At 42.3% G+C, this 24151-nt stretch carries 19 protein-coding genes; 9 read left to right on the top strand and 10 right to left on the bottom strand.

What is annotated here, in order from left to right; genetic code table 11:
- Window positions 1–17: 17 nt before the first annotated feature.
- The 3 genes from ACAY00_RS14250 to ACAY00_RS14240 all read right to left on the bottom strand — a co-directional run bounded on the left by ACAY00_RS14250 (window position 18) and on the right by ACAY00_RS14240 (window position 2587).
- Window positions 18–650, bottom strand: a complete 633-nt coding sequence (locus ACAY00_RS14250; protein WP_371375145.1) for a hypothetical protein — start codon at window positions 648–650, stop codon at window positions 18–20.
- 276 nt (window positions 651–926) lie between these two features.
- The gene (locus ACAY00_RS14245) at window positions 927–1145 is read right to left on the bottom strand and encodes a cold-shock protein (RefSeq protein ID WP_371375142.1); all 219 of its coding nucleotides are present in this window, start codon (window positions 1143–1145) and stop codon (window positions 927–929) included.
- A 122-nt stretch (window positions 1146–1267) separates the two neighbouring features.
- Window positions 1268–2587, bottom strand: coding sequence for an ABC1 kinase family protein (locus tag ACAY00_RS14240; protein ID WP_371375139.1), 1320 nt, complete (start codon window positions 2585–2587; stop codon window positions 1268–1270).
- A 296-nt stretch (window positions 2588–2883) separates the two neighbouring features.
- Between ACAY00_RS14240 and ACAY00_RS14235 the strand changes: the two genes are divergently transcribed.
- From ACAY00_RS14235 to ACAY00_RS14225, 3 genes are all read left to right on the top strand, one after another.
- Window positions 2884–3459 (top strand): NapC/NirT family cytochrome c, encoded by a 576-nt coding sequence (locus ACAY00_RS14235; RefSeq protein ID WP_371375137.1) that lies wholly within the window; start codon window positions 2884–2886, stop codon window positions 3457–3459.
- 321 nt (window positions 3460–3780) lie between these two features.
- A complete protein-coding gene (locus ACAY00_RS14230) occupies window positions 3781–4860 on the top strand; it encodes an efflux RND transporter periplasmic adaptor subunit (protein WP_371375134.1) in 1080 nt (359 codons plus the stop codon).
- A gap of 1 nt (window position 4861) precedes the next feature.
- Complete coding sequence (locus tag ACAY00_RS14225) at window positions 4862–7966, top strand: efflux RND transporter permease subunit (protein ID WP_371375130.1); 3105 nt, start codon at window positions 4862–4864, stop codon at window positions 7964–7966.
- 66 nt (window positions 7967–8032) lie between these two features.
- Here the strand turns inward: ACAY00_RS14225 and ACAY00_RS14220 are convergent, their stop codons facing one another.
- Window positions 8033–8509 (bottom strand): MarR family winged helix-turn-helix transcriptional regulator, encoded by a 477-nt coding sequence (locus ACAY00_RS14220; RefSeq protein ID WP_371375127.1) that lies wholly within the window; start codon window positions 8507–8509, stop codon window positions 8033–8035.
- Window positions 8510–8639: 130 nt separating this feature from the next.
- On the opposite strand from ACAY00_RS14220, the gene hppD reads away from it, so the two are divergent.
- The 3 genes from hppD to ACAY00_RS14205 are packed head-to-tail and all read left to right on the top strand — an operon-like array spanning window position 8640 to window position 11291.
- Window positions 8640–9725 carry a 4-hydroxyphenylpyruvate dioxygenase gene (gene hppD / locus ACAY00_RS14215; protein WP_371375124.1) on the top strand — a complete coding sequence of 362 codons (1086 nt, stop codon included), beginning with the start codon at window positions 8640–8642 and terminating at the stop codon, window positions 9723–9725.
- 7 nt (window positions 9726–9732) lie between these two features.
- Entirely contained in the window at window positions 9733–10275 is a 543-nt protein-coding gene (locus ACAY00_RS14210) for a VOC family protein (RefSeq protein WP_371375122.1), read from the top strand.
- A gap of 2 nt (window positions 10276–10277) precedes the next feature.
- Window positions 10278–11291, top strand: a complete 1014-nt coding sequence (locus tag ACAY00_RS14205) for a fumarylacetoacetate hydrolase family protein (RefSeq protein WP_371375120.1) — start codon at window positions 10278–10280, stop codon at window positions 11289–11291.
- Window positions 11292–11403: 112 nt separating this feature from the next.
- Here the strand turns inward: ACAY00_RS14205 and ACAY00_RS14200 are convergent, their stop codons facing one another.
- From ACAY00_RS14200 to ACAY00_RS14185, 4 genes are all read right to left on the bottom strand, one after another.
- Complete coding sequence (locus ACAY00_RS14200) at window positions 11404–11607, bottom strand: hypothetical protein (protein WP_371375118.1); 204 nt, start codon at window positions 11605–11607, stop codon at window positions 11404–11406.
- Window positions 11608–11808: 201 nt separating this feature from the next.
- Complete coding sequence (locus ACAY00_RS14195; RefSeq protein WP_371375116.1) at window positions 11809–12789, bottom strand: DUF4382 domain-containing protein; 981 nt, start codon at window positions 12787–12789, stop codon at window positions 11809–11811.
- Window positions 12790–12916: 127 nt separating this feature from the next.
- Window positions 12917–13228, bottom strand: coding sequence for a hypothetical protein (locus ACAY00_RS14190; RefSeq protein ID WP_371375113.1), 312 nt, complete (start codon window positions 13226–13228; stop codon window positions 12917–12919).
- Between the two features lie 70 nt (window positions 13229–13298).
- Complete coding sequence (locus tag ACAY00_RS14185) at window positions 13299–14051, bottom strand: peptidylprolyl isomerase (RefSeq protein ID WP_371375111.1); 753 nt, start codon at window positions 14049–14051, stop codon at window positions 13299–13301.
- A 337-nt stretch (window positions 14052–14388) separates the two neighbouring features.
- On the opposite strand from ACAY00_RS14185, the gene ACAY00_RS14180 reads away from it, so the two are divergent.
- Together ACAY00_RS14180 and ACAY00_RS14175 are read left to right on the top strand one after the other, a co-directional pair.
- Window positions 14389–15435, top strand: coding sequence for a zinc-binding dehydrogenase (locus ACAY00_RS14180; protein WP_371375109.1), 1047 nt, complete (start codon window positions 14389–14391; stop codon window positions 15433–15435).
- Window positions 15436–16006: 571 nt separating this feature from the next.
- Entirely contained in the window at window positions 16007–19432 is a 3426-nt protein-coding gene (locus ACAY00_RS14175) for a S8 family serine peptidase (protein ID WP_371375107.1), read from the top strand.
- Window positions 19433–19524: 92 nt separating this feature from the next.
- Here ACAY00_RS14175 and ACAY00_RS14170 read toward each other — a convergent pair whose 3' ends face one another.
- Entirely contained in the window at window positions 19525–20706 is a 1182-nt protein-coding gene (locus ACAY00_RS14170; protein WP_371375105.1) for an acyl-CoA dehydrogenase, read from the bottom strand.
- A 261-nt stretch (window positions 20707–20967) separates the two neighbouring features.
- Window positions 20968–23253 carry a DPP IV N-terminal domain-containing protein gene (locus tag ACAY00_RS14165; protein WP_371375103.1) on the bottom strand — a complete coding sequence of 762 codons (2286 nt, stop codon included), beginning with the start codon at window positions 23251–23253 and terminating at the stop codon, window positions 20968–20970.
- A gap of 381 nt (window positions 23254–23634) precedes the next feature.
- On the opposite strand from ACAY00_RS14165, the gene ACAY00_RS14160 reads away from it, so the two are divergent.
- Window positions 23635–24108, top strand: a complete 474-nt coding sequence (locus ACAY00_RS14160) for an acyl-CoA thioesterase (RefSeq protein WP_371375100.1) — start codon at window positions 23635–23637, stop codon at window positions 24106–24108.
- Window positions 24109–24151 lie beyond the last annotated feature (43 nt).

The raw sequence follows: 24151 nt of genomic DNA, 5'->3' as shown, positions 1-24151 counted from the left end.
GTTTCTTCTCCGGCGTTTTATTTGTTAGTTAGTTTTTTGCGAGTACCTAAAGCGATTAGGCCTATAAGCATTAATCCTATCGTGCCAGGTAAAGGCACTGCGAACGTATCTGCAGTAGCGAAGGCGCCGGAAAAATCACCAGTGAAACTGGATACACCATCAAATCCACTGCCACTCATAATTACCCCTGCAAATGCACCAATACCGCCATATAGAACAGCAGCATCACCACCTGTTATTTCAAAAAGAAAATTTAAGTTCATACTCGGACCACCAATCATGGCTAGAGTACCGGTGAGCAAATTACCAGAATTAAAACCTAGTGATGCTATGGTACCGCCAATTTCAAGAGAGCCACTGGCGGTGCCAGCGTTGGCCATTATGTCCGCAGTAATATTGAATGAACCGTCGGTAATGCTAGAACCAACGCCAAGATTAGTTAACCTAACCGCGAGACCACTAGCCGTGAGAGTGCCAGAGTCAGCATCTCCGACATAAGTCGTATTGATAAACGAAGAGGCGATATCTGGGTCTTCTGGGGTTTGGTCTAAAGTGCTATTGATGACACCCGCCTGAGCCTTAAAAGACATCAAAAGCACAACCAATAGTATTTTGAAACCAGTAGTAAATAGCTTGTGTATACCAGTCATGTGTTTAACCTTGTACCCTTTAATTGTAATTAATTTATAAACAGATCAAGGTAAGCAATAATAATGCCGTTTATTTTGTAAATATTAACACTTTGTATGTTGTTGTTTTATATGTGTTTTGTTGGTTTTTATGATGTGGCGTTAATTTGGTTATTTAAAGGCTGTAAAAAAAACTGACAATAAAGACGGCTTAATATCTAGCGCTTTAAGACATTACCAATGTTCGATTGCAGCTTTGGTCTAACGTGTTGATTTATTTTGTTTTATTTTGTCTTGTTAGAGCGGTTTATTGATGGTCTGAGCATTTTGGGCACAAGGTCTTCCTTGCTTATCCTTTATTAAGGTAAACGTAAGAATTTGATGTTTTTTAGGGAGTTTTGCGTATTCATCAAAGGCGCTTCGGTGGATAAAAACGCGTAAATTTTTGTCTAGGGTTTTTATAAAACCAAAGCCTTTATTCTGGTTCCAGTGAATTAATGTCCCTTCAAGCTTCATCTGCGTTTTCCTAACGGTTTTCTCTGATTGGTAGAGAAACTCGGTTAACAAGTGTACAAAAAATGAGTCTAGCTAATTTATTCTACCTAATCAACACTTTAAACCAGATCGATAGAGTAGAGCTATTTCATTAGCAAGTAAGGCTGAAACAAAGAACGCACATTAACTTTGGCTTGTAGTTTTGAGGCTAACATATATAAACCAGCAAGCTTTCGATGTACATAAATCGCATCCATTGGTGGGGTGTGCCACTCATTATGTTGTGATTGTATGGCTAAACCGGCATCTTTGATTTGGCTGGCAATATTGGTTCTACCAAAGTCAAACTCGCCTTCAAAGTGTAAAGGTGTGGTTGCCAATTTAAAAATATCAATAATGCTTTGCTTATGTTCTGTAGCAATGTTGTCTTTGAAAAAGCCAATTTTTTCAGCACTCAAGTGCATTTTTTGATTGTCCTTAATGGCGGCCGCAGACAATAGTTCCCGATAGCCTTGGCTAATATGGTCCGGAATATCTCGCGTTGCGCCAAAGTCTAGAAGAATCAGTTGCTGAGTCTTTGTTTGATATTGGTAATTGGCAAAATTTGGGTCAGACTGAATTAACTGAAATTCAAATAACTCTCTAAAAAATAACGCTATTAAGTCTTTGATAACGGTGTTTCTAATGGATTGCTCGAGCTCCAGTGTCTGTTCAATCTCAATGCCTTCAACAAAGCTCATGGATAAACATTTTTGGCTACTTAGTTGGGTAAATGCTGCTGGCACGATGTATTGGTTGTCATTTTTTAAGTGAGCACGATAACGCTGTAAGAAGGTGAGCTCTTGTTGATAATCGGCCTCAAGTAGCAACTGCCTTTTGGCTTCATCTAAAAAGGGTTTTAATTCAATGTGGTTGGGCACCAGTTTTGACATTTTAAGCAGGGTAGCTACGTTGTCGACATCACTTTCGACGGTTTTGCTTATGCCTGGGTATTGCACCTTAACCGCCAGTTTATCGCCATTAATCGCATGCGCTATGTGAACTTGACCGATTGATGCTGCGGCAAAGGGCTGAAGATCAAAATGACTGAATTTATCGAGCCAATCATCACCAAAATTTTGTTTTAATACCGCAAGTAATTGTTTGTGTGGCATTGGCGTTGCCTCGGATCTGAGTTTGGCCAGCAATTGTGCAAGCTCAGGTGGCAGCAGTTCGCCTGCATCCATAGAGAGTAACTGCCCCATTTTCATTGCCGCGCCACGCAGTTGTGAAAGTTTATCAGCCAGATTTTCAATATTTTTAGGTTGTAACATTAAGTCTTTTAAAGTCGGGCTTTGTCCTCGCCCGATTTGCTTTATGCCATCAACCAGCATATTGGAGGCGACACGAGTTGCCAGCGAACCAAGTTTACCCATACGAGAAAGTCGACTGGTCGGAATGGCTTTCTTAACAATATTGGTCATGGGGGTCTCGATGATATCTAGTGGGGGCGAAGTTGCATTGTTGGTGTAGAACAAACAACAGTTACTAAGGGTTTACGAAGCTGAATTGTCATCAGATCAGGCCGTTTTTGATACGCAAACCTAATCCCATGAAAAAAATAAGGTTATTTGTTATGAAACGGTGGAATATTCTCTTTCGCAAGGCTATCATGGCTAAAAGATGAACAGTTTAACCTTAGTGGTAAAATCAAGGTAGTCTTTAAACGTTGTTAAAATAAGACGATTAAAGATAGCAAAAAGCTCTTTAAGGGGGAGCTATGAATGAGAAGCCAAAGTGGAAGTCTTTATGGACGCCAAGTCATAAATGGTATTTGTTGTGGTTACCCGCAGGTGCCTTTGTTGCAATCTTAGTTGGAGTTATCGGAACCATTGCCTTTAATACCGTGATTCACGCAACCAATAGCAATGCCTTTTGCTACAGTTGCCATGTTGGCATGGATACGATTGTTGAAGAGTATCAAGCGTCAAGCCATTACGATCAGCGCCATGGCGTCGTAAAAGCAGAATGTCATGATTGCCATGTGCCCAAAGAGTTTTTCCCTAAAATGGTGGTCAAGGTGACCGCGATGAAAGATATCTACCACAAGTTGGTGGGAACGGTGAATCTCGATAATTTTGAGTCACTAAGAGGTCATCAAGCGGAAGCCGTATGGCAAGTTTACCGAGAAAATGACTCTAAATTTTGTCGTAATTGCCACAATGTTGAGACCTGGGATCTGAGTTTACAAGAAAAAAGAGCGCGCAAAAAACATGATCCGCAACGTTGGCAAGAGCGAGGAGAAACCTGTATCGATTGTCATAGCGGCATTGCACACAAACTCCCAGAAGATTAACCTTTAATCTTTCTATCTTGGTTTATAGCCACAAGCAGACTCTAGTTTGTGGCTAAACCTTGTTCGTAGTTTTGTAACCTCGAGCCTCGTGCATAACAATGTCGGTGTTATTAAATCGGCGCTTTAGCGATAAAACCATATTGTTAAAATCTTCAGCCTCAACCGATTTTACAGCCATCCGCCTTCGTAAATTCATTGTCGTCCTTTCCTCTTGCTTAACCGAGTCAATTTTTTGCTTTAGATAATAAGTTTCTATTGCGCTTAAGTTACGGTAAAGTTTACTACTTCGACATTTTTTCTAACAATCTAACGGGCCTTCTGATGAAGCTAAAACCATTTTTGATCACTCTGATCATGTTAACCGTGTGTGTGTCTGCTTTGTTTTATTTTAAACAACAACAAAACAAGAATTCAGCTCAGGCAACAATGCCAGAGCCTGTAATGGCAGTAACAGCAACCACTGTGCAGTTACAACCGTTTCAAAAAACAACAGGCTTAATCGGTCAGGGCATAGCAGTGCAACAAGCTGAAATAATGAATGAGCTGGCAGGTAAAATCTCTTACCTTAACGTTGGATCAGGCGACTTAGTAAAAGCTGGCCAAGTTTTATTTGAAATAAATCATAATGAAGAAGATGCCTTATTAAAATCCGCGAAAGCGCAAACAAAGCTCGACCAACAAACGCTCGAACGTTATTTGAGTTTACAAAAAAATGGGCGCATTAGTGATGAACAAGTCGACTTGGCCAGAGCTAAATTAGCCCAGTCGCAGGCAGAGCAGGAACGGATCTCAACCATCATTGACAAAAAGGTTATAAAAGCGCCTTTTGATGGTCATCTTGGCATTCACGATTTGGCGATTGGCCAATTTATAGAAAGTAATACACCTATTACCCGATTAATTGGTAACTCAGATTTTATTTGGGTAGATTTTAATGTGCCACAAACCTATCAGGAACTGGCAATCGGCGCTAACATAAAAATTTCGAGCCAAGCCGGTAAATATGTGGCGACCGCTACCATCGTGTCAAAGTCTCCTTTGCTTAATAGTGTTTCTAGACAACTTAAATACCGTGCCAAACTACCTCTTGCGATGATGAAGCTTAAGCCAAACCAAATTGTTAAAGTTCACTTTCCGGTTAAACCGATTGAAAACGTGGTGATTGTGTCATCATTAGCGGTAAAAAGAGATCAACTCGGTAACTATGTTTTTGCGTTGAAAAAGCATGATGATGGCTATCGCGCAGAAATGGTCAAGGTCACTTTGGGTCCCCGCGTTGACGATAATATCGTGATAGAATCTGGCCTTGAGCCGGGTACTCTTATTGCCTCAGAGGGAGCGTTTAAGTTGTGGCCTGGGGTGAAAACACAGTTTGAACAAGCTGTAGAGCAAGGTTTGTAAGATGAGTAGTCTAGGTCATTCAAATAAAGGTGTTATGGATGCCTTTGTGCAAAAGCCGGTTATTGCCATTGTTTTGTCGCTGTTTATTTGCTTAGCGGGTATATTAGCGGTGAATAAAATTTCAGTATTGCAGTTTCCATTAATGGAAAGTGCCTCGTTGTCGATTTCTACTCAATATACAGGAGCCTCTGCTGCTGTGGTCAAAGGTTTTGTTACGGACCCTATTGAGAAAGCGGCAGCGTCAGTACCCGGTGTAGAGTTTGTCGACTCTAATACCACCTCGGGCAGTAGTACGGTCACCGCTTGGCTTAAACTCAATCAAAACCCAACCGATGCCTTATCTGAGTTGAATACTCGATTGAGTCAAATTCGATACGAACTCCCGCAAGGAGCGGAAGACCCAACGGTCACGATAACCCGAACAGATCGCCCGTACGCAGTGTTTTACCTTAATGTCGAAGCTGAAAATGTGAGCCTTGAGCAACTTACTGATTTTCTGTCGCGTGAAGTCAACCCTCTGATCAGTAACATCGATGGGGTACAAAAAGCCGATATCGAAGGGAAACGGACACCGGCTATGCGAGTTTGGCTTGATTTGGAAAAAATGAACATCTTTGGTTTAAGTGCCGACCAAGTCTACCAAGCCATTAATGCCAATAACCGAATTTCTACTCTAGGTTTTAGTGAAAGCCGACAACAAAAAATTGATCTGGTGGCCAATACCCAGATGTCCTCGGTCAGTGATTTTGAACGTCTTATTGTAAAAAGTGATCATAATGGAACCATTTATCTGCAAGACATTGCCGACATTGCCTATGCTTCAGAACAAGCGTTTACCACTGCTCGATATAACAAGTCAGATACGGTCTATATTTCGGTTTGGGGACTACCCGGAGCCAATGAAATCGCCATTGGCGATGCTTTGTACAAGGTCATTGATCAGATAAACGCCAACAGTAACGGTCAGTTTAATATTAATGTTGCTTACGACGGCACCTTATACATGCGCGATGCTCTGCGTGAAATCGTTACGACCTTGTTAGAGACGGTGCTTTTAGTTGGTATCGTAGTGGTGATGCTAATGGGTTCATTTCGCACCGCGTTGGTTCCTCTGATCACAATTCCTATTTCCATTTTAGGCGCCATTGCGGTTATTTCTCTGATGGGCTTTACCCTAAATTTATTAACCGTTTTGGCCATCGTGTTATCGGTCGGGTTGGTCGTTGATGACGCGATTGTCGTTGTGGAAAATGTTGCCCGTCATATGCGCCAAGGTATGCCGAAAATTCAAGCGGCGTTATTAAGCTCAAGACAGTTGTTGGTGCCTATTATTTCAATGACCATTACTTTGGCGATGGTTTACGCGCCAATAGGGTTTTTATCGGGCTTAACTGGGGTATTGTTCAAGGAATTTGCCTTTACCTTGGCAATCGCAGTGGTTATCTCTGGTGTTGTCGCCACCACCTTATCTCCAATTATGAGCGCCTATGTTTGCCCTGAAGGAGGAACAGAATCGGCGCTTACAATGAAAGTAAATCATCTTTTTGATCGGGTACAAAAACAGTACGCAAAGTTGTTGACGCAGGTGATGAACAACCGAGCAAGTGTGCTTTTAATTGCCGTGGTCGTGGCGTTATTGATTGTGCCGTTTTATCAACAATCAGCAAAAGAGCTGGCGCCAATAGAAGATCAAAGCAGTGTCATTTTAGTGTTACAAGCCCCACCCGATGCGTCGTTATCATACAGTGAAGATAATATGCTCCCTCTGGTTGATAGCTTATTAGCGGTCGATGGTGCGAGAAAAATGTGGCAAATATTGATGCCCGGTGGTGGGTTTGGCGGCTTGGAGCTTGAAAGTGCGGATAAGCGCAGTCAAAGCATCGATCAAATGCTACCTCAGGTTTATGGCGAACTTGCGCGCTCTACTGCATTAAATATATTGCCAGTTCAGCCGTCACCATTACCAACAGCGGGTCAATTTGACGTTGAGTTGGTGGTCAAATCGGCGGCGCCGTTTTCACAAATGAAGCAATATGCTGACAAACTGATGGCGGCAGCCTATCAAAGTGGTATGTTTTTGTATGCCGATACCGATTTAAAAATCGACTTGCCACAAGTCGATTTGCAACTTGATAGAGACAAAATTGCCGATTTAGGACTCAGTGTCAGTGCGGTCAGCGATCAACTATCAACATATTTATCGAGTCATTATGTAAATCGATTTAACGATAATGGTAAAGCGTATCGGGTCATTCCTATGGTGAATGATTATGTCCATCAAAATCCAGAAAAAATACTCGATTTAACAATCAAACTGCCCAATAACGAGCTTATTCCAATCAGTGATTTTGCCCATATCGAGTGGAAAACAGTGCCTAGAGCATTGGGCTCTTTCAATCAATTGAACTCATTTCGTATCTATGGTGGGGTGCTACCTGGGGTGACTAAAGAGCAAGCCTTGTCGGTGCTAGAAAGTAAAGCGAAAGCGATTTTACCCAATAATTACAGCTTAGATTATGCTGGTGAGTCTCGACAAATTCGCCAAGAAGGAAATTCGCTGTTAATGGTGATGGCGATTTCTCTAGTGATTGTATTTTTAATACTAGCCTTACAATTTAACAGTTTCAGAGATCCGCTGGTGATTCTGATCGGGTGTGTGCCATTGGCGTTAAGCGGTGCCATGCTACTGCCATTTTTAGGGTTAACGACCATTAATATCTACTCGCAGATAGGGTTGGTAACCTTAATTGGTTTGATTGCTAAAAATGGTATTTTAATTGTCGAATTTGCCAATCATGTACAGATGCAAGGCAAGTCAAAATTTGATGCGGTTATTGAAGCAGCAACAACACGATTACGTCCGGTACTAATGACCACGGCGGCAACGGTCTTAGGTCACTTCCCATTGGTTTTGGTGACCGGCGCGGGTGCTGAAGCGCGTAACAGTATTGGTATCATTTTGGTGGCCGGAATGATTATTGGTACTTTTTTCACTTTGTTGGTGCTACCTATTTTCTACCTTTGGTTGGCAAAAGAAAAGGTCGCCACTGAGTCAAGTCAACATAGGCAGGCAGAATCACAAATCGCACTAAAATCAGCAAGTTAATTTGGCAAAGTGGCTGTGTTTATTGTTTTGATAATACGTTAAAAATGCAACATGATAATCGTAGAGTTAAAGCGCGGTTGTATCGAGCTTATTTAATAAATCAAACAACAGTTGTTGCTCTGATTCATTTAACTTTGCGACCACGCGCTGTTCATGTGCGAGCGCTATCGGAGTGAGCTTATTGTAAGTCTCACGTCCGGTGGCGGTTAACGCCAACTCAAAGCGGCGGTTGTCGCTTTCATCCATACACTTTTGGATCAGTCCTTTCTCTATTAATTTCTTTACCGCACGTGAAACTGCAACTTTATCCATGGCAATACGATTAGTAATGGCCACAGCCGAAAGCGTATTGGCCTCGCCCAATACCGCCAAAATTCGCCATTCTTGTACACTTAGACCAAATTGCGCTGAATATTGACTGGCCAACGATTGTGAAATCCGATTGGACAATGCTGAAAGGCGATAAGGTAAAAAGTCTTGTAAAGTTAATGTGCCAGTCGTCATAAAGTTTAAGTGACCTAATGGTGTTGATATTGGTTTCATTTGAAACTAATATGGTTGCAATTGAAACTAATAATAAAAAATAATAACAAAAAAAACCAGACAACAATGATTAAAGACCGTCTTTAAATCAATTTTTAGTCGGTTTTATCATCAATCGGTGGAGAGCAACGTGGCAGATTTATTTGAAAATCCAATGGGCCTAGATGGCTTTGAATTTGTGGAGTTTACCGCACCTGAGCGCGGTATCTTAGAACCTGTTTTCAGCTCAATGGGCTTTACCTTGGTTGCTAAACACAAGTCTAAAGCGGTTGAACTATGGCGCCAGGGCGACATTAATTTTATTACCAACTATGAGCCCAAAAGCCATGCATCTTACTATGCCGAGGAACACGGGCCTTCGGCCTGCGGGATGGCGTTTCGGGTTAAAGATGCGCATTTTGCGTACAACGCCTGTCTTGAAAAAGGCGCTCAACCGGTGCATGTTGATACTGGCCCGATGGAATTACGATTACCGGCGATAAAAGGCATTGGTGGTGCAACCTTATACCTTATCGATCGCTACCAAGGTTCTAACACCATTTATGATATTGACTTTGAGTGGATAGAGGGGGTCGACAAACACCCCAAAGGTTGTGGTTTTCACACCTTAGATCACCTAACTCATAACGTCTATCGAGGCCGAATGGCATATTGGGCAAAGTATTATGAAGATTTATTTAATTTTCGTGAAATCCGCTACTTTGACATTAAAGGGGAATACACAGGTTTAACCTCAAAAGCGATGACCGCGCCCGATGGTAAAATCCGTATTCCACTAAATGAAGAAGCGGGCGGTGGTGGCCAAATCGAAGAATATTTAATGCAATACAATGGGGAAGGTATTCAACATATCGCTTTTGCCTGTGATGACATTATTGCCTGTTGGGATAAATTAAAACAACAAGGCATCAAATTTATGACGCCACCCCCTGACACCTACTACGAGATGCTCGAAGCGCGTTTACCGGGTCATGGCGAGCCAGTAAAAGAGCTGCAAGCGCGTGGTATTTTACTCGATGGTACAACCGAAGGCGGACAACCTAAGCTGTTATTGCAAATTTTCTCTGATACTTTGCTGGGCCCTGTGTTCTTTGAGTTTATCCAACGAAAACAAGATGAAGGTTTTGGTGAAGGCAATTTTAAAGCTTTGTTCGAGTCGATTGAACGCGATCAAATAGAACGCGGTGTTATTAAAGCCGAAATCGAAAAAGCGTAGGTGCTCTATGGCTATTAAGCGAATTCATCATGTTGCATATCGTTGCAACGACGCCAAAGAAACGGTGGCGTTTTATCGCGATCTGTTGGGCATGGAATTTTTACTGGCGATTGCTGAAAACGAAGTTCCGTCAACGAAAGAGCCAGACCCTTATATGCATGTGTTTTTAGACGCAGGGCAGGGTAATGTGTTGGCGTTTTTTGAAATTCCCAATTCACCACAAATGGGACGAGATCAAAACACCCCATTATGGGTTCAACATATTGCTTTTGAAGTTGAGAGCATCGCGGAACTTGAAGATACCAAAGCTAAATTGGAAGCTGCAGGCGTTGAAGTTCTTGGGTTGACCGACCATACCATTTTTAAATCGATTTACTTTTTTGACCCCAATGGTCATCGTATTGAATTGGCTGCTAATACAGGTAAACCTGGGATGTTAGAGGAATTGAAACGGATTGCGCCTGACATGCTCGAAGAGTGGTCAAAAACCAAAAAGGCACCACAACATGCTGCTTGGTTACACAATGGTGAAAAATTTACAGGAAAATAATAATGAAACTTGCTTCGATAAAATCAGGTCGAGATGGTGCATTGCACCTTGTTAATAGCGACTTAACGCAAATGGTCAGCGTAAGTGATATCGCCCCTACCTTGCAACTGGCATTGGATAATTGGGGCCAGGTAGAGCAAAAATTAGCGCAAAGATATCAACAACTAGAAGCAGGAGAGCTAGACACTCTAGGGTTTGATCAAAACGCCTGTCACTCGCCATTACCAAGAGCATACCAATGGGCTGATGGCAGTGCTTATGTTAATCATGTTGAGCTGGTGCGAAAGGCCCGTAATGCCGAAATGCCAGCGTCATTTTGGACTGACCCGTTAATGTATCAAGGTGGTTCGGATAGCTTTTTAGCGCCTACCGATAATATTGTTATGCCCCAGAGCGAAGGTTTTGGCATTGACTTTGAAGCCGAAATTGCGGTGATCACCGATGACGTTCCGATGGGCGTTGACCCTAAGACAGCCTTGAATCATATAAAGCTAGTGATGATTGTAAATGACGTTTCATTACGAGGGTTGATCCCAGGTGAGCTTGCAAAAGGGTTTGGCTTTTTTCAGTCAAAACCATCCAGTGCCTTTAGTCCGGTGTGTGTCAGCGTGGATGAACTTGGCGAAGCATGGCAAGATGGTAAATTAGCCTTACCTTTGTATTCAAAATACAACGGCGAATTGTTTGGTAAGCCAGATGCTGGCGTTGACATGACGTTCGATTTTGGTCAGTTAATCGCACACGCTGCTAGAACTCGTCCTTTAGTCGCGGGTACCATTATTGGTTCTGGCACGGTATCGAATAAACTCAATGACGGACCAGGTAAACCGGTTAATGAAGGCGGCGTAGGTTACAGCTGTATTGCCGAAATAAGAATGATAGAAACCATTGAAAACGGTAGCCCGACAACCCCATTTATGGACTTTGGCGACACCATTGAGATGCAAATGTTGGATAAACAAGGCAACAGCATTTTTGGTGAGATTAAGCAACAAGTTGTAAAAACCAGTCACTAGGGAGTGAAAACAGAACCCGAAAAATATAATAAAAAAATGACACGATAAAATAACAATCAAATAAAAATAGGGTTCACCATTAAAACCGCTGGCGATTAACCAGCGGTTTTTTTTATTCGGCTTGTTCGGTTAGGTAATCCTGATAATTGGCCACCCCGAAATAGCGGATGGACTTTTTATGGGTCACTTTTTTGGCAATCAATTGCCCTCCCGCATAAATTTTGACGACTTGTTTGTCACCGTTTTTATCAACATCATAACTGTGCTGGTCATTAAGGCGTAAATTGTCAAACTCGGTTCGCATGATAAGTTTCATCGTGCACTAACGCTCCTCAAATCGGTATTTATTCGAGGATATGGTATCTGGGGTTCTTTGTCTACAATCTGGCTTTGCTGTTATATGCAATATCGCGGGCGCACCAGATAAGCTTGGCGCCACCGATAAACACAGTCGCTTGGCCATAAAAAAGGCCCTTGCAAGAAAGCGCCTTTGTAAATGTAAAGAGCAAAACAAATTTTAGAAATTAATCGTGGTGACGGTTTCCGCTTCGATCACGACATTTTGGCTGGGTTCAATAAAGCTCACATCGTTTGGTGCTAAGGTGTCATTGGAACAACTCATAACCGCGGTATATGTTATGCCCGCCATAATGTAGCCAATCTCATAGCTAAAATTATTGGCGCCATCAGAGAGTATATTGGCTGTTGCATACGGTGGGTTTGAGCCTTCTGGATCTGAAATGTCACTGATCTCGGTTATGGCAACATCAGCACCTTCATATAAGTAAACCGTACCAACGCTTTCACCCTCGGCCTGGCCGGTTGTACAGCCACTTGCTAAGGCGGCCTCTGAGTTTAAAAATTCAACCGAAACAGAACCTGATAATGTGCCGACTTCTGTGTTATTGACTAAGCGGATGCCTGTGGGCTTGAGTTTATAGCCTTCTTTACCCTTGGCATTTACCATGGATTTTTTTAAGTCAAATTCGAGGGTATAAGCCGCGTTTCCACCTTGAGCAAAGGTCAGGGTATTAACCAGCTTTAACTCATTAGAAGGCACCTCAACAGGGATTTCTTCGCCGGTAACGGCATCAATGGCATAAGATCCTGTGCTCATCACCACCCGCATTTTGTAGTCACCCGGTAGGATTTGCGCATCTTGAACCAAGGTTTGAGCGTCATCACCAATGAAATCCATAACATTGATTCCGCTCGTATTGGTTGCATCTGGGCAGATACTGTTGGCATTGATCATCTCTGAATTATCACCAACGGTTAAAACAACGTCTTCGCCTTCACCTGTAGGCTTAAGTTCGACAGAACTAAAACAAATAAATAAATCGCTGATTTCATCAACAGGCGCATCACTGACACCTAATGAAAAAGAAGCGAATTCAGTATTATCGCTATCATCGTCGCTTGAACACCCAAGCAACAGGGTTAAAGAAGAGGCTAAGGCTAGAGAAAGGTAGAGCTTATTGGTTTTAAGTGAACGCATAACAAAATCCCGCTAATTTTAATCACAATCCAATTATAGTCTAGTGTGATTAAACGCTGAATCATAGCGCTACTCTGTTTCTATATTGTTGCTTGCCTTAAATAACAAAAAGCAAGGTAAAGCCAAGCTACTTATTATTTTTTTTGTTCGAGCGGGTGTTGCTACTAATAAATGCACTAGGCAACAATTCAACTCCCACAGATGATGCAACTTTGATCAGAATGGGAATGGTTATGGGGGCGAACGGTAAAATTGCAAACACCCCTAATCCGACCCCTTTTAAGAGGTCAAAAAATTGCTGATTCGCGGCTTTAATTTCACTGTCGCTGGCTTGGCGCTGAGTATACTTGTGGTATATTTTCAGCATGTCTTTGGTTTCTTGTTTTTCTTGGTTTAACGCAAACTTCAGGGCGATCATTTGGCGCTTGAGTGTATACACACTGCGTTTTCGTTTAAGCCTGATGGTCCGAATTGGAGCTTTTAAAATGAACGCCCTGAGTTTCATATAATTACTTTTTCACTCGCGTAAAGGCTAATGTGAATAAGCCTGCCAATAGCCAAAAGTTAAGACTACCACCTGAAGAGTCTTTGTCTTCATTGGTATCACTGGTCATTGGTGGTAGCTCAGGTTGGGTATCAACATTACTATTAACCACAGTCACGGATTCAATCATCACTAAGTGCTCATTGGTGATCTTTTCATCTTCAGCCGGTTCGGTTTGCAATGGTAGCGCCGCTAATGCTCCGCCTAGGTTATAGGTTTTTAGGTTATTAATAGCGTCAATAATTTCCATACCTTGCTCATCAACTACGCCAAATACGGTAAAACCGCCATTTTGATAGTCTAAGTTACCACTGTTATCATCCATATTAAAAAACCACTGGTTGGTAGCGCTGTTTTCTTTTCCTCCCAGTTTCGCCATCGCAATGGTGCCTCTAACGTTAGAAAATACTGGCTCGTTAACCACAGGATCGTGAGATTCAACATTCTCTAGTTTATTGTCTTCTTGGTTAAAGACAAAACCACCACCTTGAGTGATAAAGCCATCCACTGAGCGATGAATTATGGTGTTGTTATAGGCTTGCTCATTGACATATTGAAGAAAGTTTTCAACTGTTTCTGGAGTATGGTTATCAAGCAGATTTACTTCAAAATCGCCTTGTGAAGTTTTAAATAATACAATGGTCGCTTGGGCTGAATGAGTCCAAGCAAAGGCTAAAAGCAATAACGAGGTTATTGCAGAGAATCGTGATAATTTCATTTTGTTTACTACCTTATGGATGAAATCTTAGATGTCATCCCGTTTTGCATGGGGCAAAAATAGGGGGTATGACAACTATTTATTAGTATCAGCACGGAGCTTATATGATATTGAATCTTGAATCTAGCTTGTTACCATCAGATTACACTTAATTACAGCTAACAAATGTAAAGACTATCATCCACAGATCTTTGGGTCTTATATGTATTGGCATCATGTTGGCTGTTAGCGCTATCCATTTTCAGCATCAACTAGGGTGCTTAATAGGTTGTTCTACACTTTGCACTCAGGCATAGTTAGGATGTTTTTTTCAATTGCTAATAGATAGGTGTTTCTAATGTCTTCAACTACTTATGTTCCAACTAGCCTCAAAGGCTTTGCTTTAAACCTGATCGAGGATATGGAAGCCGACATCGAGCAAAGATTAAATTTCACCACCAAGCCATTACCGGTACTCAAACCTGGCCAAGTTTTGGTGAAAATGTTGGCCTCACCGGTAAATCCATCCGATTTGGTTTACTTAATGGGGCAGTACGGCTTACCGTCACAACACGACAAGATTGCGGGTTTTGAAGGTTGTGGAGAAGTCATTGACGCCAATGCCGGGATCTATGGAAAATGGCTATTGGGTAAACGCGTCGCCCTCTCAGCAGAGCCTGGTGGCGATGGTCTGTGGAGTGACTATGCGATTACCCAAGCGAACTATTGCTTACCGGTACGCAAAGATATTTCAGATCAACAAGCATCGACGTTAATTGTCAATCCATGCACCTCCGTATGTTTGGTAGAAAAGGCAATTGAACTGGGTAGCCCAGCCATTGTGTTAAATGCCGCCGCGAGTCAAGTTGGCAAGGGGGTGATTCGTTATGCCAAAATGAGAGGGCTTAAAACTATTGCCACTGTTCGCTCGGAAAAAAATAAGCAGGTGTTAGAGCAATTGCAGGCTGATGTTGTTATTAATACCCAATACCCAGACACTGAACAGCAGTTATCAGAAGCCTGTCATCGCTTAAATGCGACCGTCTTTTTAGATGCTGTTGCCGATATAGATACCGCCAAGACATTATCTTGTATGCCGAAAAACTCAACGGCCATCGTATATGGTCGGTTAACCGAAACACTCAGCCCTTTTGGCGGTCAATATGGGGTCGGGGATTTGATTTTTAGAGGTCAACGAATTGAAGGTTTCTGGCTCGCCACACATATGCGAAATGCCAAGCCATGGCAAATATTAAGCCTGAGCCGCAAAGTGCAAAAGTTGTTTGCACAAGGCGTTTTTAAAACCGACATCTATGGGGTGTTTAATCAAGCGCAGTTTATCGAAGCACTCAGTCATTACAGTAAGCATAAAAGCGATGGTAAAGTTATTTTAAGGTTTGATTAAATCCTTTGAGCTTCACTGGCTAACTTTTGTAAAGTGATTTTTGCTTGTTAAAAATCACTTTGCACCTTTGCACCTTTGCACCTTTGTACTTTGTACCTTTGTACTAACGTTTTCATTTAAATTTGGCTGTCGTTCATTCAGTTACCTGTGTGAATGCTTATGCCATTAATTTGTCTTTCTATTCTTTTTTGGGTGTTGTTGTCGAGGCGCTAACACGCTATTAAGTAGCGAAGCAAACTTGAATTGTTGTCATAAATTTTTACATTATTTATTTTTCTTCACGTTAACCATACATTAGAGCCTGGTAGAACGGCAGTTGGCGTGGGTGGAATGATTTTTGCTTTCATCCGATTTGAACACGATTGTTCACGAGAAACTATTGAATAAAATAATAATACTTGGTGTTAGTGCTGAATAAATAATCATAAGTTATCATTAACATCGTTAGTTTAGCTCAGGGACTTGCCAGCATTTTTATTGGATTATCACAAAATTAACGACTTTAGCCTTCGTATTGTTATTTGCTGAATTTCTAATTTCTCGAAAACTTCAATTATTTCGGAGAATTTTAATGATAGGCAAACGACATCTCTTCACCACGATGAAGGGTATTAAACAGGTACCTATAATTAGTGCCACTTTAATTTGTTCACTAGCGTTTAATTTGGCCGCGGCCGATTTATCTGTATCAGAACATAAATTTAGCTCCCAAAGCGTACTGATCCCTAGTGAAAATATTGTAAAAGGACAACCCGTTACCTCAGGTGGTAAAGATACGTACATTGTCCGCCTTAAAGACCCTGCGATTGCCAGTTATCAAGGTGATATTGAGGGTTATGACGCCACTAATGCAAAAGCATCGGGTAATTTCTTTATAGATGGCAACGCCAAAGCCACTAAAAAATATCATAAATACTTAAAATCAAAACAAAAGAAGTTTCTCGAAAATAGTAAACAAGCTATTGGGCGAGAATTAAAAGTCAAATATACCTATCAGCATGCCTATAATGGCGTCGCTATGGAGCTTTCTGAAGTGGAAGCAAAACAATTAGCACATCAACCAGACGTCATTTCGGTTGTCAAAGAAAGAGTTGAGTATCCGACAACAGATGCCGGTCCAGCCTGGATAGGGGCGCCAACTCTGTGGAATTCCAACGATCCAAACCGCAAACAAAAAGGGCTTAAGGGCTATCAGCATAAACCCGATTTTCGCTTTGGTTCAAAAGGCGAAGGTAGCGTTATCGCTATCTTAGATTCGGGCATTAATCATGATCACCCGTCGTTTGCAGATATTGGTGGTGATGGTTATGACCATACCAATCCTTTAGGCAGTGGCAATTACATCCCTGATAGTTATTGTGATGTGGTTAATCCAGACTTTTGTAATGATAAATTAATCGGTGCATGGGACATGGTGCAGTCTCCTTTTGATCCTAATGCTCCTGAAGACAGTGATGGGCATGGCAGCCATACCGCCAGCACCGCGGCTGGTAACGTGCTAACCGATGCCACTATTTATGCACCTACAACCGAACTAGAAAGTGAAATTTCAGGGGTGGCACCACACGCCAATATTATTGCTTATGATGTCTGTATCGACTCCTGTCCAGGCTCTGCATTATTGGCTGCAATTAATCAGGTGGTGATTGATTCTTCATACTTACCCAATGGTATTCAAGCATTAAACTATTCGATTTCTGGCGGAGGCGATCCGTATTCAGATCCCATTGAATTGGGTTTTTTAAATGCCAGTGCTGCGGGAATTTATGTAGCCGCATCTGCGGGTAACTCTGGTCCAGCGGCCAATACCGTGGCTCACTTAGGTCCGTGGGTGAGTACGACAGGAGCAATGACCCATAATCGAGCTATCGTAAATGTCTTATCAGGTTTGATTGCTGATAACGGTAGCCTTGATGCCATTACGGGCGCAGGATTTACCAGTGCTTATGGTCCTGCCCCTATTGTCTATGCTGGTGATTATCCAACGACTAATGGAAGTGCTAATGATGTTGAGCCCGAGCAATGTCTTGAACCCTTTCCTGCAGGCACATTTTCCGGTGAAATAGTGGTTTGTGATCGCGGCTCTATTGCTCGGGTTGCTAAGGGTGCCAACGTACTCGCTGGTGGTGCTGGTGGCTTTATTCTAGCCAATGACCCAGGCAATGGAGAATCGGTTGTTGGCGATGCGCATTTTTTACCGGGTATCCATATTGGCCATACCGATGGTAGCGCGTTAAAAGACTGGATAGCGAATGCCGAAAACCCAATGGCTCAAATAGATGGCTTTTCAGTCAATTTAGATCCAAGCAATGGCGATATTATGGCTGGTTTTAGTTCCCGAGGTCCTAATACTAAAATCAGTGTACTAAAGCCTGATATCTCAGGTCCAGGAGTCGGTATTAAAGCCGCAATAAATACCAGCAATGAAGCTGAACCTGCTGAATTTGGCTTCTTGTCAGGCACTTCGATGTCGAGTCCTCATAATGCCGGCAGTGGGGCTTTAGTCAATAGTTTGACCGATTGGACACCTTTTGAAATTAAGTCCGCCTTAATGATGACATCTAAAAGCCAAGATACGTTTAAAGAAGATGGTGTTACGCCTGCCGATTGGTTTGATTTAGGCGCCGGTCGAATTGATTTAGAAAAAGTTTTAAATGCGGGTTTAGTTTTAGATGAAACCCCTGAAAACTTCCTTAATGCTGATCCGAGTATAGGCGGTGATCCAAGCACCTTAAATCTTGCAAGTATGCAGTCAAATTTGTGTGTTGGAGAGTGCACGTGGACACGAGTTGTAACAAATGCCACAGACAAGCATCAGGTCTGGCATTTAAATGGTCAAAGTGATTCTATGGACATTAGCGTTTATCCCAAGAAGCTAGCATTAAATCCAGGAGAAGATGCGACCATTACCATTACAGCCAATACACTGCAATCACCCGAAGGTTGGAATTTTGGCCAAATAAATTTAATCCCAGCAAGAAATCATCTGAGTGACTTACATATGCCAATAGCTGCAAATGTCGCAAGATCGACCAGCATCAATTTGGCTAAAACCGTCAGTAGCGAAAACACATTACAAGGTGATGTTGTTACTTATGAAATCAGTGTGACTAATGGTCAACTAGCCGATCCGATTGATATTTTTGATCAGTTACCTGAAGGCGTTGTCCCTGTGCCCGACAGTCTTTCAACCTCTATTTTAAATGGGGTTGAATTGTCTGCTGCTATGATGGCTGAAGATTCTGTCACCTGGCAGGTACAATTAGACACCGGCAATATGTCTTTGGTGCCCAGTCCTGCGCCATTTGGATTTTATCCATTAAGTTGGCTTGGTGTTGCACCGCTGAGTTTACCTGGGAATTGTGATGATGGGGGATCAATTTTTCAAGGACTGCCTAGCTTTGATTTTGCGGGTAACAGTTATTCATCCGTTATCATGTCGGTTAATGGTGGCATTGAAGTTGGAACAGCATCAAGTCAAGCGTTACCAGCATCACCGCAATTGTTACCAGATCCTGCGGTGCCAAATAACATCGTGGCGCCTTATTGGACGGATTTGAATCTATGTGATGGCGGTAACTGGTATGTCGCCGTGCTCAATGCGGGTCCTGCTCAATTTATTGTCTTCGAGTGGGAGAATGTGCCTTTTTATAACAACCCAAATACAGCCTCATTCCAAATTTGGATATTGGTGGGCTCTGAACAGATGTGGATTGCCTACGGTGATGTAGCATCAAGCCCTTACCCTGTTAGCGTTGGTGTAGAAAATGATAATGGTACTCTAGGCGGCTCTTATGAAGGGGAGCCTGGTTTAGAGGCGTTGGCTTTATCCCGAAGCATAGGGGGCACAGCCACATTAACGTTTGATGCCACCATCGAAAGTTGTGATAAAAAAGAACCGTTTAAAGTTAATAATGTCACGCTGACTAGCGCGGATGTGATTGAAAAAGCGTATGCAACATCTGGGTGTAGTGACACTGAACCAAAACAAAAATAAGGTGATCCTTAGTAGGTGCAATGCGTTTAACTAAAAAGGGCGCCTATATGGCATAAAAGAGGCTTGTGTTTATCCACAAGCCTCTTTTTTATTTAATAAAACGCCTGCAGACCCGTTTGCGCTCGGCCTAGAATCAAACCGTGAATATCGTAGGTACCTTCGTAGGTATTAACGGTTTCTAGGTTGATCATATGACGACAGACATGAAACTCATCACAAATTCCATTGCCTCCATGCATATCTCTGGCATGGCGTGCAATTTCAAGCGCTTTGCCACAGTTATTTCGTTTAATTAACGAGATCATACTGGGCTCAAATGTTTTATTATCAATTAATTGGCCTACTCTAAACGCGGCTTGTAGCCCTAGAGTGATTTCAGTTTGCATATTGGCCAGTTTGGTTTGAAAGAGTTGCGTTTGTGCTAATGGGCGACCAAATTGACTGCGCTCTAGACCATATTGGCGAGCTCGATGCCAACAATCTTCGGCAGCGCCCATAACCCCCCATGCAATACCATAACGCGCCATATTTAAACAGCTAAAAGGACCTGTTAATCCGCGTACATCTGGAAACATGTTCTGTTCAGGAACAAAAACATTATCTAATACGATTTCGCCGGTGATCGACGCTTTTAGTGACATTTTGCCGTTTATTTTTGGGGCAGATAAACCCGGCATGCCTTTTTCTAAAATAAAACCACAAATTTGATTATCGTGAGCTTCACTTTTTGCCCATACAACAAACACATCGGCGATGGGGGCATTGGTGATCCAGGTTTTATTGCCAGTTAATTGATAACCACCAGCAACCTTTTTGGCGCGAGTGGTCAAACTATTAGGATCAGAACCGGCATCGGGTTCGGTTAAACCAAAACAACCGATTAGCTCACCAGTAGCCAGCTTGGGGAGATATTTTTGCTTTTGATAGTCGCTGCCCCAAGTATAAATAGGGTGCATCACCAAGGAGGATTGCACACTTAAAGCGCTACGATAAGCGCTATCAACGCGTTCGACTTCACGCGCAATAAGGCCGTAGCTAATGTAAGAGACCCCCGCACAACCATAATCATCAATCGTTGCGCCGAGTAAGCCAAGTTCACCAAACTGACGCATTATCTGAGGGTCAAAGTGTTCGCGTCTGTTTGCTTCAATAACCTCTGGTTGCAGTTGCTGCTGGCAAAAGTCTCTGGCCATGTTTTGGATCATCCGCTCATCTTCAGTAAGCTGTTGGTCTAAAAGCAAAAGGTCTTGCCAATTTGACGTTACGACGTTCATCTTTAAGTCTCTTATTATTATTGTTTGGTCGATATTAGCGTATTGTTTTCGAGTTGTTAATTGAAAGTTGCACGCTGTTTGATGGTTATCAAATTTGTCTGTAAATGCGGGGAAATACTCATTAATGCTTTATCGAATAAACTGTATATTCACGCTTACTGAGCAAAAACTTAGTGGGATTGGTATTTGGCAAACGTTAGGTAAACAAAAGGGCGCTCAATAGCGCCCTTATTTATATAATACAGTCAGCTATGAGCTGTATTATTTTTTCAAGGTCTCAAAGACAAATTCTTTCGGTGGCGTCGCGCCCATTAAGTGTTTAACAAAATAATCCCAACGCTTGCGCATCATAAACGGCTCGCGGGCAAAACCATGACCACGATTTGGCAACATGATCATATCAAAGTCTTTATTGGCGGCGATTAGCGCTTCAACAACCACCAAGGTGTTATAAGGTGGTACATTGGTATCAGTGGTGCCATGAGCAATTAATAATTTACCTTTTAGGTTTTCAACGTCAAGTTGGTTGGCTTGGCTGTCGTAATTGGTGCTACCGTCTTCGTTGGTTTCTAATAAACCATGCCATTTTTCGCCCCATTCATCGGCGTAGTTGCGATTGTCATGGTTACCGGCTTGAGAGACCGCCACACTGTAAAAATCAGGGTAAGTTAATAAGGCTCGAGTAGAAGCGAAGCCACCACCAGAGTGTCCCCAAATCCCAACTTTGGTTGCATCAATGTAGTTGTGTTTTTTCGCCAATTGTTTAATCGTGGCAACCTGATCTGGAATACCACTATCGCCCATGTCACCATAATAAAATTCATGGAAGCTCTTGCTACGACCAGGGGTACCCAAGGCATCAATTTCAATTACTATAAAGCCCAGTTCCGCGATGGCTTGGTTATCACCACGAGCGGCTCTAAAGTGACGACCTCGGATTGAGCCTACTTGTGGCCCAGGGTATAAGTAATTAACGACGGGATATTTTTTGCTAGGGTCAAAGTTTGACGGTAAGTACATTAATCCATAAATGTCTTCTTGGTTATTTCTATCTTTAACCACAAATGGTGTTGGTGGTTGCCAACCTGTATTGGTTAATTTGCTGATATCCATCGTTTGCACAATAAAGCTGTGGTTATCTTCGATGCGACCAACAGAGCTAATTTCGGCTTCGTTGTAGGTGGATGCGCGATCCAAAAAGTACTTGCCATCTTTACTCAAACTGATTCGATGATGCTTTTTTTCAGGTGTTAATAAGGTGATTTTAGCGTCATCAAGATTTGCTTTATACAGGTAATGAAAATAAGGGTCTCCACCTTCACGGCCAGCGCCGATAAACGTGATATTGCCCGTGTTTTGATTAACATCGAGCAATTCAATAACAGTCCAATCGCCTTGCGTCAGTTGTTTTTTGACCTTACCTGTTTTGGCGTCAATCAAGTAGAAGTGGCCCCAATCCGAGCGTTGTGAAAACCATAATATTTCATTGCGTTGATCAAGGTAACGCCAACTGATGGCATTAACCCCAGACTCGAAAAATGTGGCTTCTGTTTCGGTAAAAACAGTGTTCACTTTACCGGTGCTGGCGTTGGCAAATTTAAGCGTTGCTTGTTTGTGATCGCGAGAAGATGAAACAAAAGCAAAGTGGCTACTATCTTCAGACCAGTCAATATCGAACAAGGTGCCATCCCAATCGGCGACATGGTCAGTGATGGTCGAGCGATGCTCGTCAGCAGGCATATCAAGCGGGATCACTTTCGCGTTGTCCACATCAATTACGACTCGATGAATTTTAAAAATGTGTTCATCGCCAGGTAATGGGTATTTCCAAACATCAATGTCTGGGTGACCAACAGATGTAGAGACAACGGCCATGTCTCCAACGTTGCGACCATCGTGCTTAAAGGTGGTGAGCTTTTTGCTATCTGGTGACCACTTTAATACTGGCTTATTGCTTCTGATCCAACCCGCATTGTTGGTGCCGTAGCCAAAATTTTCTTCCCCATCTGTGGTTAGCTGAGTAAGTTCTTGGTTGGTTAAGTTTTTCAGCCATAAGTTATTATCTTTGATAAAAACCGACTTGCTGCCATCGGGAGATACGAACTCATCGGCATTGACTTCGTGGCTATCTGGCTGACAGACATAGGCGCTTAAGTCACATAAAAAACGGTCTTTGTTGATTCGAACTTTCAGTTTGCCTTGTTTATCTAACATAACTTGGCGTAGTGGTAACTTATTTTGTGCAACCTCAGAGTTACTAATATCGGCAAGAGCGCTTGCAAGTTTGGCATGATCAAAGGCTAGTGATTGCTGCTGAGATTTTGCATCTACGCGATAAAACCGATAACCATCTTCAATATTGGTGCGATAGTATAATTGGTTATCTTGTGTCCAACGAGGGTAATCTAAGGTACCGGTAACCAATTTATTGGTATTGACGGCGAGTGTTTGTTCTGCTCGTTGATAGTCTTGTTCGGTTAATTGCTTAGCAAAGGCGCTACCACACAATAAGGCGTTTAGCGCTAATAAAGGCAATAATTGTTTCATTTTAGGAACCTTTTATTGTTGTCATTTTTTCTTCAAAGCTTATCAGATGCACTACTATGCAAGCATTGTGAAGAGTATGAGTTTGATGCTACCACAATTGGCGTAAAAAATAATGCAATGGTTACGTGGATGTTGCTAACTTGTTTTTTATTTAACGTCAAACTGGTTAAATCCTTATCAGCCATTGCCCAGCAAAGAACTTTAAGGGTAGTGAGCAATCGACGGGATAATTCATGGTAATAGGTAAACAAAGTATGGTAAGTCTATTACTCTAGTGCTCAATATGTATTAAAGCAGCAAAGAATATAAGCGCATCAGTTTAAAGACCGATTGGTGCGCGTTAAATCATCGCTTTGAAAAGGTTCAAATAAGAGAAAGGTAATGTTAAACAGACAACGAGAGATCACGTTAAGATTTTTAGCCGAGCCACAAGACGTTAATTTTGGTGGTAAAGTTCATGGTGGGGCGGTAATGAAATGGATTGATTTAGCCGCCTACGCATGCGCCGCAGGTTGGAGTGGTAAGTATTGCGTTACCGCTTACGCAGGTGGGATTCGGTTTATTGCTCCCATTCACGTCGGTAGCTTGGTTGAAGTCAACGCCAAGGTTATTTATACCGGTAACTCATCGATGCATATCGCGATTGAAGTAAGTGCAGGTGACCCAAAATCGGCGGCGCGTATTACCACCACCAACTGTATTGTGATTATGGTAGCGGTTGATGAGCAAGGTCAAAAAGCTCGAATCGAACAATGGATACCGGTTACCGAAGAAGATAAACAGCAACATCAAACCGCCATTAAACTGATGGAAATGCGCAAGCAAATCAGTGAAGAAATGCAAATATTTTCCTAATCGTCTGAGCACAACAAGTTTTTATGGTTTGCTACTTTTGCTC

Origin of the sequence: Thalassotalea sp. 273M-4, from assembly GCF_041410465.1 — a bacterium.
Taxonomy (GTDB): domain Bacteria; phylum Pseudomonadota; class Gammaproteobacteria; order Enterobacterales; family Alteromonadaceae; genus Thalassotalea_A; species Thalassotalea_A aquiviva.
This window is presented reverse-complemented; position numbering and strand designations above follow the sequence as displayed.

Bases quoted from the DNA above. Each gene is read 5' to 3' on its own strand.
- ACAY00_RS14240 (WP_371375139.1), bottom strand. From the start codon at position 2,587: ATGACCAATATTGTTAAGAAAGCCATTCCGACCAGTCGACTTTCTCGT.
- ACAY00_RS14210 (WP_371375122.1), top strand. From the start codon at position 9,733: ATGGCTATTAAGCGAATTCATCATGTTGCATATCGTTGCAACGACGCC.
- ACAY00_RS14165 (WP_371375103.1), bottom strand. From the start codon at position 23,253: ATGAAACAATTATTGCCTTTATTAGCGCTAAACGCCTTATTGTGTGGT.
- ACAY00_RS14175 (WP_371375107.1), top strand. From the start codon at position 16,007: ATGATAGGCAAACGACATCTCTTCACCACGATGAAGGGTATTAAACAG.
- ACAY00_RS14205 (WP_371375120.1), top strand. From the start codon at position 10,278: ATGAAACTTGCTTCGATAAAATCAGGTCGAGATGGTGCATTGCACCTT.
- ACAY00_RS14235 (WP_371375137.1), top strand. From the start codon at position 2,884: ATGAATGAGAAGCCAAAGTGGAAGTCTTTATGGACGCCAAGTCATAAA.
- ACAY00_RS14180 (WP_371375109.1), top strand. From the start codon at position 14,389: ATGTCTTCAACTACTTATGTTCCAACTAGCCTCAAAGGCTTTGCTTTA.
- ACAY00_RS14185 (WP_371375111.1), bottom strand. From the start codon at position 14,051: ATGAAATTATCACGATTCTCTGCAATAACCTCGTTATTGCTTTTAGCC.
- ACAY00_RS14245 (WP_371375142.1), bottom strand. From the start codon at position 1,145: ATGAAGCTTGAAGGGACATTAATTCACTGGAACCAGAATAAAGGCTTT.
- ACAY00_RS14225 (WP_371375130.1), top strand. From the start codon at position 4,862: ATGAGTAGTCTAGGTCATTCAAATAAAGGTGTTATGGATGCCTTTGTG.
- ACAY00_RS14230 (WP_371375134.1), top strand. From the start codon at position 3,781: ATGAAGCTAAAACCATTTTTGATCACTCTGATCATGTTAACCGTGTGT.
- ACAY00_RS14220 (WP_371375127.1), bottom strand. From the start codon at position 8,509: ATGAAACCAATATCAACACCATTAGGTCACTTAAACTTTATGACGACT.
- ACAY00_RS14200 (WP_371375118.1), bottom strand. From the start codon at position 11,607: ATGAAACTTATCATGCGAACCGAGTTTGACAATTTACGCCTTAATGAC.
- ACAY00_RS14195 (WP_371375116.1), bottom strand. From the start codon at position 12,789: ATGCGTTCACTTAAAACCAATAAGCTCTACCTTTCTCTAGCCTTAGCC.
- ACAY00_RS14250 (WP_371375145.1), bottom strand. From the start codon at position 650: ATGACTGGTATACACAAGCTATTTACTACTGGTTTCAAAATACTATTG.
- ACAY00_RS14160 (WP_371375100.1), top strand. From the start codon at position 23,635: ATGTTAAACAGACAACGAGAGATCACGTTAAGATTTTTAGCCGAGCCA.
- ACAY00_RS14170 (WP_371375105.1), bottom strand. From the start codon at position 20,706: ATGAACGTCGTAACGTCAAATTGGCAAGACCTTTTGCTTTTAGACCAA.